Source organism: Streptomyces sp. NPDC001270 (assembly GCF_042896695.1).
Classification (GTDB): Bacteria; Actinomycetota; Actinomycetes; order Streptomycetales; family Streptomycetaceae; genus Streptomyces.
Map to the genome: position 1 here is coordinate 113877 of NZ_JBIAXM010000002.1, position 15666 is coordinate 129542.

At 70.7% G+C, this 15666-nt stretch carries 14 protein-coding genes; 10 read left to right on the forward strand and 4 right to left on the reverse strand.

Annotation, left to right across the window (positions count from 1 at the left end; genetic code table 11):
* Window positions 1-206: 206 nt before the first annotated feature.
* Window positions 207-1442: an MFS transporter gene (locus tag ACFY2B_RS04420; protein WP_390761635.1), complete on the forward strand. Its 1236-nt coding sequence runs from the start codon at window positions 207-209 to the stop codon at window positions 1440-1442.
* A gap of 88 nt (window positions 1443-1530) precedes the next feature.
* Here the strand turns inward: ACFY2B_RS04420 and ACFY2B_RS04425 are convergent, their stop codons facing one another.
* Complete coding sequence (locus ACFY2B_RS04425) at window positions 1531-2007, reverse strand: winged helix-turn-helix transcriptional regulator (RefSeq protein WP_390761636.1); 477 nt, start codon at window positions 2005-2007, stop codon at window positions 1531-1533.
* A gap of 276 nt (window positions 2008-2283) precedes the next feature.
* On the opposite strand from ACFY2B_RS04425, the gene ACFY2B_RS04430 reads away from it, so the two are divergent.
* Together ACFY2B_RS04430 and ACFY2B_RS04435 are read left to right on the forward strand one after the other, a co-directional pair.
* Window positions 2284-3732 carry an MFS transporter gene (locus ACFY2B_RS04430; protein WP_390761637.1) on the forward strand — a complete coding sequence of 483 codons (1449 nt, stop codon included), beginning with the start codon at window positions 2284-2286 and terminating at the stop codon, window positions 3730-3732.
* A gap of 68 nt (window positions 3733-3800) precedes the next feature.
* On the forward strand, window positions 3801-4745 hold the full coding sequence (locus ACFY2B_RS04435; RefSeq protein WP_390761638.1) for a ketopantoate reductase family protein: 945 nt from the start codon (window positions 3801-3803) through the stop codon (window positions 4743-4745).
* Between the two features lie 142 nt (window positions 4746-4887).
* Here ACFY2B_RS04435 and ACFY2B_RS04440 read toward each other — a convergent pair whose 3' ends face one another.
* Both ACFY2B_RS04440 and ACFY2B_RS04445 read right to left on the reverse strand, forming a co-directional pair.
* Window positions 4888-6096 (reverse strand): globin domain-containing protein, encoded by a 1209-nt coding sequence (locus ACFY2B_RS04440; protein WP_390761639.1) that lies wholly within the window; start codon window positions 6094-6096, stop codon window positions 4888-4890.
* 143 nt (window positions 6097-6239) lie between these two features.
* Window positions 6240-6686, reverse strand: a complete 447-nt coding sequence (locus ACFY2B_RS04445) for an RrF2 family transcriptional regulator (protein WP_390761640.1) — start codon at window positions 6684-6686, stop codon at window positions 6240-6242.
* A 248-nt stretch (window positions 6687-6934) separates the two neighbouring features.
* Between ACFY2B_RS04445 and ACFY2B_RS04450 the strand changes: the two genes are divergently transcribed.
* From ACFY2B_RS04450 to ACFY2B_RS04465, 4 genes are all read left to right on the forward strand, one after another.
* Entirely contained in the window at window positions 6935-7369 is a 435-nt protein-coding gene (locus ACFY2B_RS04450; protein WP_390761641.1) for a VOC family protein, read from the forward strand.
* Window positions 7370-7514: 145 nt separating this feature from the next.
* Complete coding sequence (locus tag ACFY2B_RS04455) at window positions 7515-8312, forward strand: SMI1/KNR4 family protein (protein ID WP_390761642.1); 798 nt, start codon at window positions 7515-7517, stop codon at window positions 8310-8312.
* Window positions 8313-8619: 307 nt separating this feature from the next.
* Window positions 8620-9042 carry a VOC family protein gene (locus ACFY2B_RS04460; protein WP_390761643.1) on the forward strand — a complete coding sequence of 141 codons (423 nt, stop codon included), beginning with the start codon at window positions 8620-8622 and terminating at the stop codon, window positions 9040-9042.
* Between the two features lie 76 nt (window positions 9043-9118).
* Window positions 9119-10147, forward strand: coding sequence for an aldo/keto reductase (locus tag ACFY2B_RS04465; protein WP_390761644.1), 1029 nt, complete (start codon window positions 9119-9121; stop codon window positions 10145-10147).
* Window positions 10148-10232: 85 nt separating this feature from the next.
* Here the strand turns inward: ACFY2B_RS04465 and ACFY2B_RS04470 are convergent, their stop codons facing one another.
* Window positions 10233-10682: a hypothetical protein gene (locus ACFY2B_RS04470; protein WP_390761645.1), complete on the reverse strand. Its 450-nt coding sequence runs from the start codon at window positions 10680-10682 to the stop codon at window positions 10233-10235.
* Window positions 10683-10978: 296 nt separating this feature from the next.
* On the opposite strand from ACFY2B_RS04470, the gene ACFY2B_RS04475 reads away from it, so the two are divergent.
* The 3 genes from ACFY2B_RS04475 to ACFY2B_RS04485 are packed head-to-tail and all read left to right on the forward strand — an operon-like array spanning window position 10979 to window position 15613.
* Window positions 10979-11317, forward strand: a complete 339-nt coding sequence (locus tag ACFY2B_RS04475; RefSeq protein WP_390761646.1) for an SDR family NAD(P)-dependent oxidoreductase — start codon at window positions 10979-10981, stop codon at window positions 11315-11317.
* Window positions 11275-11568 (forward strand): CU044_2847 family protein, encoded by a 294-nt coding sequence (locus ACFY2B_RS04480; protein ID WP_390761647.1) that lies wholly within the window; start codon window positions 11275-11277, stop codon window positions 11566-11568. Before ACFY2B_RS04475 ends, ACFY2B_RS04480 begins: the two co-directional genes overlap by 43 nt.
* A 22-nt stretch (window positions 11569-11590) precedes the next feature.
* The gene (locus tag ACFY2B_RS04485) at window positions 11591-15613 is read left to right on the forward strand and encodes a hypothetical protein (RefSeq protein WP_390761648.1); all 4023 of its coding nucleotides are present in this window, start codon (window positions 11591-11593) and stop codon (window positions 15611-15613) included.
* The last annotated feature ends 53 nt before the right edge of the window (window positions 15614-15666 follow it).

The window sequence follows — 15666 nt, forward strand, 5'->3', positions numbered from 1 at the left end:
GCATCGTGATGGACATCGCCGGTCCGAGCGGTGAGAATTGCCGCCGACCACAGATCACGATTTCTGCCCGGTGATGGAGTCGGTGCGGGGCGCGTGCCCCCTCTCCGCGCCAACACTGGACGGTTCCAGGCGGCGACCACGGGTCGGTACTTCGGGCACCGACGACCCAGGTGGGCCGTCCCGCCGGGCAGCGGACAGGACTCGCCGTGCCATCGGCGAACTACCGTTCCCTGCTGCGCACCCCGGGTGCGGCGGCCTTCTTCCTGCCGGCCTCCTTCGGACGGGTCGGCGGCGCGATGACCAGCATCAGCATCGTCTGGCTCGTGCACGGCCACACCGGCACCTTCTCCGCGGCCGGCCTGGTCACCGGCGGGTTCGCGGTGTCCGAAGCGCTCGGGGCGCCACACCTGGCCCGGCTCGTGGACCGGTTCGGACAGACCCGCGTCCTGCCGCCCGCGCTTCTCGCCCACGCCCTCGCGGTGGCCGCCCTCGTGTCCCTGGTCGCCGCGGGCGCCTCCGACGCCCTCCTGACTCTGGGCGGAGCGCTGGTCGGGATCAGCGTTCCGCAACTCGGTGCGATGTCCGCGGCACGCTGGGCGGCGCTGCTGCGCACCGGCCGAGCGGCGGAACTCCCCACCGCTTTCGCGCTGGAGTCCCTCAGCAACGCGGTGGCCTATCTCGTCGGCCCGGCGTCGGTCAGCGCACTCGCCGCGGCCGGACACCCCGTGGTCGGCACGGCGCTGGCCGCCTCCCTGTCAGTCGCCGGCGGTCTGGTTCTCGCCGCGCAGCGCGGCAGCGCGCCCTCCCCGGCGGCCGACAGCGCCGCGCACACCCGTGCGGACCGGTCGCTGCTGCGCGGCGAAGTCTTCGTCCTGATGGGCCTCAACCTGGCCATCGGGGTCTACTTCGGCGCCCTGCAGGTGTCGGTGACCGCGTTCACGGTGGAGCACGGCGCACCGGGCGCCACGGCCCCGGTCTTCGCCGTCTCCAGTTGCAGCGGACTGCTGGCCGGATGGCTGTACGGGCTGCGCCGGTGGCGTGCCGCACCCCCGGTGCAACTGCTCGTGACGACCAGCACGTTGACGCTCGGCACACTGCTGCTCCTCACGGTCGGCTCACCGTTCGGGCTCGGACTGGTCGTGGTGCTGACCGGTGCCACCGTCCCACCCCTGCTCGTGCTCTTCTCCGTGCTCACCGAGTCGACCGTCCACCAGACCGTCCTGACCCAGGCGTTCTCCTGGCTGGGCTCCGCGAGCGCGGCAGGCTCGGCCACCGCGGCGGCGGTCTCCGGCTGGGCGATCGACTCGCTGGGGTCACGCGGTGGCTTCGCGGTCACCGCGACGGCCGCCACCGCGATGGCACTCCAGAGCCTCGCCGGCCTACGCCTGCTGCGCACACCGCAACGGCGGTCGACACGTGGGGAACCGTCGACGGGAAGCTGATCCGCCGACACCGCACACCGCCGATGACGGCGGAGCGGAAGAACGCACCTGCTCGGCCGGTGGCGCCGGGTCGGCCAGTGGGGCCGGGTCAGCCGGTGGGGCCCGCCAGGGTCCAGCCCTCGACGGTCACCTCGGGGTGCACGTCGTGGGGATCGACGGTCTCACCGCAGCTTTCGCAGACGGTCCGGGGCATGAGTTCGTGGTCGCGGTGCCGCATGCGCAACGGGGGTGAGGTGACCGCCCAGCGGTCTCCCCAGCGGAGCAGCTCCCGGACGACGCCCACCAGGTCCTGTCCGGCGCCGGTGAGGTAGTAGCCGTGGTGCCGGGGGTCGTCCGGCAGGGGGCGCTGTTCCAGCACACCGGCGGCGACCAGGTTCTTCAGGCGTGCAGAGAGACGGTCCGTGGGTGCGCCCGTGTTCCTGGCGATCTGCCGGAACCGGTGGTTGCCGAGCATCACCTCACGGATTGCGGGCAGCGACCACCGGTCACCGATCACCTGGAGCGAGGCGGCCAGCGAACAGGGACGTCCGGCCAGCTCGTGCGGATCGATGCGTTTCGTCGTCATCGCGCCAGTATCGCACCGGATGCTTTGAATTTCAAAGCCAGCCTTCGGGTGCGGGCGGCGCACGCGAGCACGGCCGCCGGGCGAGAGGCGAACGCAGAGGCGCGAGAGACGTGAGAGGTGCGAGACGTACGAGAGGTGTGAGGGGTGGCCTCTGAGCGGCTGGGCCCGGACCGGGGGCGGGCCGGGGTCTGACCGGGGGCGGACCGGGGCGGACCGGGAGAGACACCCGCCGGTTTGAAATTCAAATCAGCCTGTGCTCTGCTGGAGGACATGGCCTTGATTGGAATATCAAAGCAACGTGTCGCCGGGATAGTGATCCTGCTGGCGGTCTTCATGACGAACCTCGACCTCTGGATCGTCAACGTCGCCCTGCCCGCCATGGGCGCGTCGTTCTCGCCGGGGCAGGGGTCCGCCGCCACACTCGGCTCCTTGTCCTGGGTCCTCAACGCGTACGCCATCGCCCTGGCGGCACTGCTCGTCGTGGCCGGCCGGACCGGGGACCGGATCGGGCAGCGGCCCGTCTTCCTCGGCGGCGTCACCGTCTTCACGCTCGCCTCACTGGCCTGCGCCCTGGCACCCGATCTGTGGGCGCTCGTACTGGCCCGTGCCGTGCAGGCGGTCGGCGCCGCGGCCCAGTTGCCGACCTCGCTGGCCCTGCTGCTGGCCACCGTGCGGACCGAGGACCGTACCCGGGCCACCCGGAACTGGGCGGCCATCGGCGGACTCGCCGCCGCGGCGGGACCGGTCGCCGGGGGGCTGCTGGTCCAGGTCGACTGGCGCTGGGTCTTCGTGATCAACGTGCCCATCGGCATCGCCACCGTGATCGCCGGCCTCCTGGTGCTGCCGCGGACGGACGCCCGGGAGGACGGACCGCTGCCCGACATGCTGGGCGCGCTGCTGGTCACGGTCGCGGTCGCGACCTTGTCCGGCGGCCTGGTCCAGGGACCCGACTGGGGCTGGCTGGACGGCAGGACCGTCCTGATCTTCGCGGTCGCGGTGCTGAGCGGAGCGGCGTTCGTCCTGCGCTCCGTCCGGCACAGCCACCCGTTGTTCGAACTGGACCTGTTGCGACTGCCCCGGTTCGGTTCAGCCAACGCGGGAACGTTCGTCTTCGGCGTCGCTTTCGCGATCATGCTTCTGTCGAACGTCCTGTGGTGCCAGGAGGTCTGGCACTGGAGTGCGTTGCGCACCGGCCTCGCGATGGTGCCGGGGCCGGCCCTGGTGCCCGTCGTCACCCTGCTCACCGCCCGAGCGGCCCAGCGCTACGGGCACGGCCCCCTGATCGCCGTGGGCGGGCTCCTCTTCACCGGCGCCATGCTCTGGCGGGCCGGCTTCGCCTCCGCCTCCCCCGACTACTGGGTCGGCCTGCTGCCCAGCATGATCATGAGCGGAGCAGGCGTGGGTCTGGCGCTCGGCACCCTGGTGGCCGCGGGAGTCAGCGCCCTGCCGGGGCACCGCTCGGCCACCGGATCCGCGCTGGTCAACTCCGTACGGCAGATCTCCGCCACCGTGGGGGTCGCCGTCCTCGTCGCCGTCGTCGGGTCCCACATCGGACCGTCCTCCCGGCAGGATTTCCGCGTCTCCTGGGTACTGGCCGCGTGCCTGAGCCTGCTGTGCACGTTCGTGGGCCTCCAGATCACCCGTGGTGCCGCCCGGGACCGAGCGGCACGGGCTGATATCTCCGACCTTGCCGGAGCATCGCACGCGCCGGCCGACGCCCACTGACCGCGCGGCCGGCGACCGTGAGGAGAACCCGACCGCGGTCGGCCACCACAGCAAAGGACGCATCCCCCATGACACGTATCCTCGTCGTCGGAGCCGGAGCCACCGGCGGGTACTTCGGAGCCAGGCTGGCCCAGGCGTCCCGCGATGTCACTTTCCTGGTACGGCCGGCACGCGCCGCCGAACTGCACAGCGAAGGTCTGCGGATCTCGACGGGCGGCCGGGCCGACGAGGTGGAACGACTGCTTCCGAAGCTGGTGACCGCCGCTGACCTCACCGGCCCCTACGACCTCGTCCTCCTGACGGTGAAGGGCGGCGCGCTCGACGCGGCGCTGCGCGACATGGCCCCGGCCGTCGGCTCCGACACGGCGATCGTCCCGTTCCTCAACGGCGTCGGCCACCTGGCCGCGATCGGTACCCGTTTCCCCCATGCGGTCCTGGGAGGTGTGGTCAAGGTCGAGGCACAGCTCGCACCGGACGGAACCATCACCGTGGCCGCGCCCGCCGCGAGCATGGAGATCGGCGAACTCGACGGGGCGGACACCCCGCGGCTGCGGGTGGCCGCCGAGGCACTGGGGTCGGCCGGGTTCGACCTGCGGGTCTCCGACGACATTCGCACCGCGATGTGGCACAAGTGGGTCTTCATCAGCGCCGCCACGGTCATCACGTGCCTCGCCCAGGGCACCGTGGGCGACGTGGCCGGCGTGCCGGGCGGCCCGGACTTCGCCGCGGCCGTCCTGGCGGAGGCCGCGGCCGTCTCCGCCGCGGCCGGCCACCCGCTCCCGGCGGACGCGTACGCGGGTCTGCTGGCCACGCTCTCGCGGCAGGGATCACACTTCGTTCCTTCGATGTACCGGGACGTGACGCAGGGGCGCCCGACCGAGGTCGACCAGGTGCTGGTCTCCCTCGCCGCGGAGGGACGGCACCACGGACTGTCCACCGCGCTGCTCGACGCTGCCGTCGTCCGTCTCAGGGTTCACGACCGGCACCTGGCTGCCGACCGCGATCAGCGCTGAACGCGGAACTTCTCTGACGGGGCATCAAGGAAGGAACGGGGCCTCAAGGAAGGAGATCGCCGGCACGGATGTGGGCCGGTCCCGTCGACGACGGGACGGTGTGGGTCAGGCCCGTCGGTGCCGGGGCGGTGTGGGCCCGGGGTCAATCGGTCTCCGACGAGGCGGCGAGCCAGAGGTCCGGTCCGAACACCTCGTAGTGGATGTCCTCGGCCGGGATGCCACGGCGCAGCAGGTCACCGCGTATGGATCGCATGAACGGCAGCGGGCCGCACAGGTAGGCGGTGACGGACTCGGGCAGGTCGACGGCGTCGAGGTCGGCGAGGCCGGTGGCCGCTTCGGGTTCCTGGCCGTCGGGCTCCTCGTACCAGAGGTGCAGCCGCGCGTCGGGCAGTGCCCGGACCAGGCGCTTCAACTCCGCGCGGTGGGCGTGGTCGTCCGGGGTGCGATCGGCGTGGACGACGGTGACCGACCGGGGCGATCGGCCGGCCGCCAGGTGGTTCAGCATGGACAGCACGGGAGTGGTGCCGATTCCGGCGGAGGCCAGCAGCAGCGGTCCGTCGCCGGGGCGCAGGGTCAGGTCTCCGAACGGGGCGGAGACGGTGAGTGTGTCGCCGACTCGGGCGTTGTCGTGCAGCCAGGACGAGACCTCGCCGTCGGGCTGTGCGGCGCCTGCGACGCGTTTGACACTGATCCGCCACTCCGGGCGTCCGGGGGTACCGGAAAGGCTGTACTGGCGGATCTGGCGTGCGCCGTCCGGCAGTTCGACCCGCACGCTGATGTACTGGCCCGGCCGGAAGGAAACGCACGGCCGTCCGTCGGCACGGCGCAGGGTGAAGGAAACGACGTCGGGAGAGTCCTCCTGCCGCTCGGCGATCGTCATCCGCTGCCATGTCCCGCCCCCGGCCGCACCGGCTTGCGCGTAGAGCCGGGTCTCGATGGCCATCAGGGCGTCGGCCATCAGCCAGTAGACCTCGTCCCAGGCGGCGGCCACGTCCGTCGTGACGGCGTCGCCGAGCACCTCGCCGATCCCCGCGAACAGATACTCGTGGACGATCTTGTACTGCTCGGAGGTGATGCCGAGCGACGCGTGCTTGTTCGCGATGCGGGCGAGCATCGTGTCGGGGCGGACGTCGGGGTGCGCCAGCAGCAGTTCGGCGAAGGCCGTGATCGAACCCGCCAGCGCCTTCTGCTGCTCGCCGCCCGCCTGGTTGCCGCGGTTGAACAGGTCCCTCAGCAGTTCGGGATGGGCGTCGAACATCCTGGCGTAGAAGACTTCGGCGATCTCACCGATGGCGGCGCGGACGGCGGGCAGGGTTTCGCGGACGACGGGCGTGGACTGCTGGGAGAGCACGGTACCTCCATGAATTTGCATATCAGATTCCAATTTTTGGGCGCGCGTATCCTCGGCCCGGAGCCCTGTTGCCCGAAACCGCCCGGAGCCCGGTCGCTCAGGACGACTCGAAGCCCGATCGCTCGGGACGGTTCAGAGACCGGTCACTCGGGGCGGCGGACGCCGACCAGCCCGACCAGCACCGGTCCGGTGGGCGATGCCACCAGGTCGGAGACGGTCAGCGGATCGAGAGCGACGTAGAACGCCTCCTGTGCGGCGCTCAACGCCCGGCGCAATCGGCAGGCCGCGCGCAGCGGGCAGGGCGGATCACCTTCGCAGGCGACGACCTCGCCCTCCCCCTCCAACTCGCGGACCAGCCGGCCGACCGACGCCTGTCGCCCGCGTTCGGTCAGTTCGAGCCCGCCGCCACGCCCCCGCCTGGCCTCGACCACGCCGAGATGTTGCAGACGGGCGATCGCCTTGGCCATGTGCGCGTACGGCACCGTCATGACCTCCGCGACCTCACGCGTGGTCAGGGCGTCACCCTGCGGGGAGACGGCCAGACGCATCATCGCGCGCAGCGCCAGATCCGTGAACTTGGTCAATCGCACATCGGCACGCTAACAAATACGCATACCAGATTCCAATTAAAGGGTGGCGGTCGGCGCTGTGGTGTCCACCACGCGCACGCCCGGAGCAACCGCCTGCCACCAGTCGCCACCACCCGCCGCCAGTCGCCCCGGGGCGGCCGGCCGTGACCGCGCGCCGTCACGGACGCGCGGTGCCGGGTTTTCCCACGTCGTGGTGCAGGTCATTTATTGGGAAGTGAGCGCCGGAGTCCCCCTGCTATGGTGCGCCGATGTCATCGGTCAAGAAGTTCCAAGTCACCTTCGACTGCGCGGAACCCGAGCGCGTCGCTCGCTTCTGGTGCGAGGTGTTGGGGTACGTCGTACCGCCACCGCCGGAGGGGTTTGCCACGTGGGACGATTTCGATCGCTCGCTGCCGCCCGAGCGCCAGGGTTCGGCGTTCGCCTGCGGTGATCCCTCAGGCGTCGGCCCGCGGCTGTACTTCCAGCGCGTTCCCGAAGGCAAGGTCGTCAAGAATCGGGTGCATCTCGACGTGCGGGCCGGCACCGGGCTCGTGGGGGAAGAACGCCTCGCCACGCTTGAGGCCGAGTGCGCACGGCTGGTGGCGCTCGGCGCGGTACGCGTGCGTGTGCTGCTCGCCGATGACCACAACGAGTCGTGCATCGTGATGCAGGACGTCGAGGGCAACGAGTTCTGTCTCGACTGAGCACCCTCCGGGACGGCGAGGTGGGCGCCCGCTCCCTCGGGCCTCTCCCTTTGACCTCTCCCTCGGGCCTCTCCCCCACCCCGGACCGACGTCGATACGTCCGTGAGCACGTCCCTTGTCAGTGCGGTGCGCTTGACTGTCCGCCATGCAGCTCACGCAAGCGACCGTCAACGACCTGCTGGCCCGACTCGGCCCGGCGGACGGCTACATGTACCTGCCCAGCGACCTGGACGCGCAGGGCCTGACCGATCTGCTCGCCGGCCGGTACGGCGCCCCGCGCACCCTCGTCCTCGACGGCTTCGCCGATCCGACGGTCGACGAGTCCAGGGGCGCGGCTCTCCTCGCCCCCTTCGAGGACCGGGCCGTGAAGATACGGGCGTGGGCGTACGGGGATCAGTGGGTCGGCACAGGTACGGCGCGGGACGCGGCGGGGACCGAACGGCCGGTACTGGTGGTCGCGCGCAGGGAGGTGTCCGAACCCCTGGCGGCAGCTCCGGACGAGGACGTCGACTGGATGGAGCGGCTGATACGGATCACCGGCTGGACGCAGCCCGCCCAGCGGCCGGACATGGACTGGGCGGAGGTGGAGTCGCGCCTGGGCACCGCGCTGCCGGGCGACTACAAGCGCATGGTCGAGACGTTCGGCGAGGGCGCCTTCGACGGATACCTCGACCTGAACCAGGAGCCGTGGACGGATCTGAGCGAGGACCGGCTGCTCATCTGGGCGGGCACCGAGCACGAGGACCTGTACTGCTGGAGGGCCGTCGGCGACGATCCCGACCGGTGGCCCGTCGTGGTCCGGTCCTTCGACGGCGAGGACGTCCCCTTCGAGTGCCAGGCCGCGGAGTTCGTCTGCCGGATCCTCGTCGACCCGCACCACCGGTTCACGATGGCCCGCTATGTCGACACCCACTGGTTCATGAACTACCAGGGAGGTGACTGACCGACCCTCGCCGCCGACGGCGTCCTGAGGGCCGGGGTGCGGAGCCGTGCGCTCCCTCAGGCCGGCGGAAACAAGATCATCAGGCACCTCACAGACCGCCCTGACCACCCTGCCCGCGAAGACGGCCAACCGCCGGCCGATACACCGATCTCACGGTGACGACCAGCAAGAACCTCTGCACCGCCAGTACAGGACACAACCTGTCCTGCACTGGCGGAAGTGTTGTCCTCGCAAGAACCCGGAGCAACGCCTCCGGGTGGGGACAGCGGCCGCCCGGCCGCGCCCGTCGGCTGCGAGGAGTAGCGCCATGTCCGTCACGACCACCACTCACCTGAACTTCCGGGGCCAGGCGCGCGCGGCGCTCGGCTTCTACCAGTCCGTGTTCGGCGGCCGGTCCGTCGCGGTGACCTACAAGGACGCGGGAGCGGTGCAGAACGAGAACGAGGCCGACTGGGTGATGTGGGGTGAAGTGGCCGGCGACAACGGCTTCCACGTCATGGCCTACGACGTGCCCTCCCAACTGCCCTGGGACCAGGGCCAGAACCCCTTCTTCGTCTCCGTGCGCGGCACCGACGCCGAGGAGATCAGCGCCCTGTGGGACAAGCTCACGCAGGGCTCGACCGTCGTACGCGCGCTGGAGGCGGCCCCGTGGGCCCCGCTCTACGGCATGCTCACCGACCGCTTCGGTGTGACGTGGGTCCTGGACGTCACCGCGCCCTACAACGGCTGACCCCTCCCACCCGCACGAGACCGCCGGGCCGCGCTTCCGCGGCCCGGCCCCCTCCCCTGTGAAAGAGACGATCAGCATGCGTATGCGACAACTGGGGCGGACCGGCATCGAGGTCAGCGCCTACTGCCTGGGCACGATGATGTTCGGCCCCAACGGGAACGCGGACCGCGACGAGTGCGTCCGCATGACCCACCGCGCGCTGGACGCGGGCATCAACTTCATCGACACGGCCGATGTCTACGGTTACAGCGACACGGAGGAAATCCTCGGCAAAGCGCTCAAGGGCCGCCGTGACGACGTGGTCCTGGCCACCAAGTTCAACGGGCCCATGGGCGAGGGCCCCAATCGGTCCGGCAGTTCGCGGCGCTGGATCATGCGGGCGGTGGAGGGTTCACTGCGCCGTCTGCGGACCGACCACCTCGACCTCTACCAGGTGCACCATCCCGACCCGCACACGGACATGGAGGAAACCCTCTCCGCGCTCACCGATCTCGTACGTGCCGGCAAGGTCCGCGCGATCGGCACGTCCAACCTCCCCGCGGCCGACATCGTCGAAGCCCAGTGGATCGCGCAGCGGCACGGACTGCACCGGATGCGCACCGAACAGCCCACCTACTCCCTCCTCAACCGGGGTGTCGAACGCGACGTCCTCCCGGTGTGCCGCCGCCACGGCATGGGTGTCCTCGTGTGGAGCCCGCTGGCCATGGGCCTGCTCACCGGCCGCTACCGCAAGGGCGCCCAGGTCGACAACGCCCGTATGCACTGGGTCCCCAGACACCTCACCGACGAGACCAAGCTGGCAGCGGTCGAGCGGTTGCTGCCGGTCGCCGCCGAAGCGGGGGTGTCGCTCACCCACCTGGCCATGGCCTTCGCCGTCAGCCACCCCGACGTCACCTCCGCGATCATCGGACCGCGCACCCCGGCGCAGCTGGAGGACCTGCTCGCCGGGGCCGGAACCGTCCTCGACGACGCCGTCCTGGACAAGATCGACGCCATCGTGGCGCCCGGCACCGACCTCGGACCGCTGGACGTCGGCTTCACGCCACCGTCCGTGTCCGAACCGGCGCTGCGTCGCCGCCCCCGTGCCGGGCGTTCCGCGGCCTGAGCCGACCCGCGGCCCGACCTGACCCTGCGCGGCCAGTACGTGGCGTGAGCCACCGCGCGACGCACTCACACGCAGTCACACGCACTCACCACCGCAGGGCAATCCCTCGCCCCGTACCGCGGCCCTGGCCCGGGTCGCGGTCGATGACACCGAGTTGTTCCATCCGGTCCAGTTGGTAGGCGACCGACGCCGTGCTCGACAGACCCACCTTCCTGCCGATCTCCCGCATCGAGGGTGTCTCACCGCGGGCGGCCACCCACTCCCTGATACACGCCAGGATGCGTTCCTGCTGGTCGGTGAGGCGGCCCTCCGCCTCCTGGAGATCCCGGACATGCTGACGCAGCTCGACCCTGGCCGCGGGCGACCGGCCGGCCGCAGTCTCCCAATACGGATGGGAGGCGAGCCGGACGGACAGCCGCTGGAGCTGACGCCGTAGCACGGCCGTCCGGAACGGCCGCCGCTCCAACGCCGCGTAGGTGCGGTTCCAGTCGCGCTGAGCCTGGACCAAGTCGAGCGGAAACATCCTGTGCACCATGCCCAGATTCAATCACATGTTCGATTTCTGGGGCCAGGAGGCCGGGGCCACCGCCGTCTGGCCTCGGCCGGACCTGTCCTGGCTGAAGGACTCCTTCTGTCCGTGTGCCAGAGATGGCCGGGCTGTCTCGTCTCAGGTTGTGCAGGCGGGTTCCGAGAAGAACCCGCCTCGACAACCCGCCTCGACAACAAGGAGCAGCTGATGAGCGAGGAGAGCACGCGCCGGACGGTCGCGCTGGTCACCGGGGCGAACAAGGGGATCGGTCGTGGCGTTGCCGGACAACTGCCGCACTGGGCATGACGGTCGTGATCGGGGCCAGAGACCCACGACGCGGCGAGGAAGCCGCTGCGGCGGTGCGCGCGTCCGGCGGCGATGCGCACGCGGTCACCTTGGACGTCACCGACGAGGCCACCGTCCAAGAGGCCGCGAAGCAGCTTGAGAAGCGCTTCGGCCAAGTCGCCGTCTACCCGGTCTGCGCGGGGAGTGGGCAGGGTAGTGTCTTCGTCCGTCCGCGTCCAACGCGGTGGTCCGGATTCGACGTACAGGGGTGCAGGTGCAGAGCTTCGCGCGACTTCCATTGGAGGGCGGGGGCGTGGTGCTGGTTGAGGCCGCGCCGGAGGTGGATGGGCCGGTGAAGGCCGGGCGCGTCGCGGATGCGGTGCGGGAGCTGCCGCAAACTGTGCAGCAGGCGCTGGTACCCGTGCGGGAGACAGCGCGGGCGGTGCTGGAGCAGTTACGGCAGGCCGGTCCGGATGAGATCGAGGTGGAGTTCGGGGTGGACCTGTCGGCTCAGGCCGGAGCAGTTATCGCCAAGAGCGAATCGGCGGTGCATCTGCAAGTCAGAGTGGTCTGGAACCGCCAGGAATCCCCTGACGGCGCGCTATGACGGCAGCCGGGAGGTGGGAGGCATGACTGCCACCGATGACACGGGCCGGGAGGCAGCCGGGCAGGACCGGCCAACAGTGCTCGGCGCAATTGCCCGAGTCCTCGCCGAGGACGGCCGGACCGCCGGGACGGGTTTCCTCGTCGCCGAGGAGACCGTCGTCACCTGCGCACACGTAGTACAGGCTGCCGGCCAGGAGCCCGGCGGGCGCGTGCGACTGGCTTTCCCGCACCTGCCCGGCAGCCCATACCTGACCGGGCACGTGCTGTCCGCGTCGTGGCGCGGACCGCAGGCCGAGGACCTCGCGGTCCTGCGCCTGGACAGCGCCCCGGCGGGTGCCCGACCGGTGCGGATGGGGTCCGCGGCAGGCTGCCGCGGACACCGCATCCGGTCCTACGGATTCCCCTCCCAGGCACCTGCCGGCGGCCACTTCGGCTACGGCACAGCTGGTGACCTGCTCCCCAACGGTGCGGGCCCCCTTCTGCAGCTGGCCGACGCCAACGACCTGACCACGGGATTCAGCGGGGGACCGGTGCTCGATGAGGTCACCGGCCTGGTGATCGGCATGGTCACCGCTATCACCGCCCCCGACTCCCACGCCCGCGGCGTCGCAGTCGCCTACGCCACCCCCACCCAGGTGCTGCGCCAGGTATGGCCCGGCCTGGCCGAGCAGCAGGTGCACCCCTACCGCGGTCTTGAGCCGTTCACCGCCGAGCACGCAGGGTGGTTCCACGGCCGAAAGACCGCGGTCGAACGCGTCGTGGCGGCTCTCACCAGGCAGCGTCGTGGGCTGCTGCTCCTCGGACCCTCCGGCGCGGGCAAGTCGTCGCTGGTGCAGGCGGGAGTGCTGCCGGCCCTGGCCGAGGGCAGACTGCCCGGCAGCGACCGTTGGCTGCACGTGATCGCCCGCCCCGGGCAGGACCTGCTCGCCGAACTGGAGCGTGCCGGCCTGCCCGGCGCCACGAGCGGCGGGATCGTCACAGCGGCCGAGCGCAGACTCGCGGCGGAGCCGGGCGACCGGCGCCTGGTGCTGGTCATCGACCAGTTCGAGGAACTACTCACCGAGCCCGCCGCCGGCCGGCAGCCGACCCGGCAGCACGCCGCTGCCGAACAACTCGTGGAACTGATCGGCTCATCGGTGGCGGTCACCGTAATCCTGGTCATGCGCGACGACTTCTACTCGCGCCTGGCCGCCTGGGCCCCAGACCTGCTGGACGCCGCGTCCCCTGGACTGCTCAACATCCCTGCCAGCTTGGACATCCAGGATCTACACGCCATCATCACCAGGCCCGCCCACACCGCGGGCGCCAGTGCGGAAGACGGCCTGGCGCAACGCATCATCACCGATGTCCTGGCCGCCGATCCCACCGCCTCGGTCACCCGGCAGGCACCGGTCACCCTGTTGCCGCCCCTCCAACTGGCCTTGAGCCAGCTGTGGGAGCGCCGTGAGGACGGCAGGCTCACCCACCGCGCCTACGACCGGATCGGCGAAGTCACCGGAGCCCTGACCACCTGGTGCAACACAGTCCTCGCCGGCATGCCCGCCGACCACCTCCCCACCGCACGGCGGATCCTGACCGCTCTGGTACGGCCGGCCGACGACGCCCACGCCATCCCGGCCACCCGCCGCCAAGTGCCCCTGACCGACCTGCGCGCCCTGGCCACCGACCCCTACACCGCCACCCCGCAGGACGACCAGACCTTCGAGACAGTCATGGCCGCCTTGACCGGCCACCGGATCATCGCCACCCGCACCATGCCCCGCCCTGACGGCACCCCCGATGCCGCGACCGCCGAACTCATCCACGACGCACTCGTCCGCGACTGGACCGACTTGCGCGACTGGACCGCCGCCGATCACCACTTCCACACGTGGCTCCAACGCGTCGGCGAACAGCAGGCCCGCCACGCCGAGACCGGTCACCCCGGCGACCTGCTGGACGGCACCGACCTCGCCGAAGGCACTACCTTGGCCCAGCACCGCGGCCTGCCCCCACACATCACCGATTTCCTCAACGACAGCCGGCAACGACAGCACGCCGCGCTCCGCCGCACGCGCCGCATCAACATCGCCCTGACCGGCCTGCTCACTCTGGCCCTCATAGCCGCCGGCCTGGCCTTCCTGCAACGCCAAACCGCCATCACCGCACAAAAGACGGCCCAGTCCCGGCAGCTGGCCGCGCAGTCCGCCACTCTGATGGACACCGACCCCGATCTGGCGTCACTGCTGGCCGTCCAGGCCTACCGCACCAGCCCCACGACCGAAGCCGTCACCAGCCTCGACACAGCCGCCTCCCGCCCCTTGCGGACCACACTCACCGGCCACGCCAACCTCGTGTCCGCGGTGGCATTCAGCCCCGACGGCCGCACCCTTGCCACCGGCAGCGGCGACCATTCGGCGCGGCTGTGGGACGTGACCACCGGCAGAACCCGCCGCACCCTCATCAGCACCACCGGCCTCGTGTACACGGTGGCGTTCAGTCCCGACGGCCGTACCCTTGCCGTCGGCAGCCAAGCCGGGACGGTGCGGCTGTGGGACGTAGCCAGTGGCGAAACCCGCCGCATCCTCACCGGCCACACTCAGGACGTGGCTGCGGTCGCGTTCAGTCCCGACGGCCGTACCCTCGCCACCGGCAGTCGCGACAAGACGGTGCGGCTGTGGGACGTAGCCACCGGAGAAGTTCGCCGCACCCTCACCGGCCACACTCAGGACGTGGCTGCGGTCGCGTTCAGTCCCGACGGCCGTACCCTCGCCACCGGCAGTGACGACGATACGGTGCGGCTGTGGGACGCGACCACCGGCAGAATCCGCCGTACCCTCACCGGCCACACCAACGAGGTGGCTGCGGTGGCGTTCAGTCCCGACGGCCGTACCCTCGCCACCGGCAGTCGCGACAAGACGGTGCGGCTGTGGGATGTGGCCACCGGAGAAGTTCGCCGCATCCTCACCGGCCACACTCAGGACGTGGCTGCGGTGGCGTTCAGTCCCGACGGTCGTACCCTCGCCACCGGCAGCTTTGACGATACGGCGCGGTTGTGGGACGTGACCAGGAGCGGAACCCGCCGCACCTTCACCGGCCACACCGGCTCCGTGGAAGCGGTGGCGTTCAGTCCGGACGGCCGCACTCTCGCCATCGGGGGCGCGGACGATACGGTGCGGCTGTGGGACGTGGCCACCGGAGAAGTTCGCCGCACCCTCACCGGCCACACCAAGCACGTGGGCGCGGTGGCGTTCAGCCCGGACGGCCGCACTCTCGCCACCGGCAGCGGCGACGGGACCGTGCGGTTGTGGGATGTGGCCACCGGCAGAACCCGCCACACCCTCACCGGCCACACGGATGGTGTGGGCGCGGTGGCGTTCAGCCCGGACGGGCGCACTCTTGCCACCGGCGGCGGCGACCATTCGGCACGGTTGTGGGATGTGGCCACCGGCGAACCCCGTCACACCTTCACCGGCCACACCGGCTTCGTGTTCACGGTGGCGTTCAGCCCGGACGGCCGTACCCTCGCCACCGGCAGCGGCGATGGGACGGTACGGCTGTGGGACGTGGCCACCGGCAAAACCCGCCGCACCCTCACCGGCCACACCGGCTCCGTGGAAGCGGTGGCGTTCAGTCCCGACGGCCGCACTCTCGCCATCAGCAGTGACCACGATCCGGTGCGGTCGTGGGATGTGGCCACCGGTGAAGTTCGCCGCACCTTCACCGGCCACACCGGCCCCGTGTACGCGGTGGCGTTCAGCCCGGACGGCCGTACCCTCGCCACCGGCGGTCGTGATCAGACGGTACGGCTGTGGGACGTGGCCACCGGCAAAACCCGCCGCACCCTCACCGGCCACACCGGGTATGTGTTCACGGTGGCGTTCAGCCCCGACGGCCGCAGCCTCGCCACCGCCGGCTGGGACAAGACGGTGCGACTGTGGGACGTGAACCTCTCTGCACCATCCGAAACCATCCGCCACATCTGCCAGGCCGTTCACCGAGACTTCACCGCTGAAGAATGGTCGCTGTATCTGCCAGGCCGGGAACTCAGCCCAGTGTGTGCCTGACTGTGATCGGGCGGTGGGGTGGCAGTGGGTGGGCGCCCTTCGGCTTCCCGGAG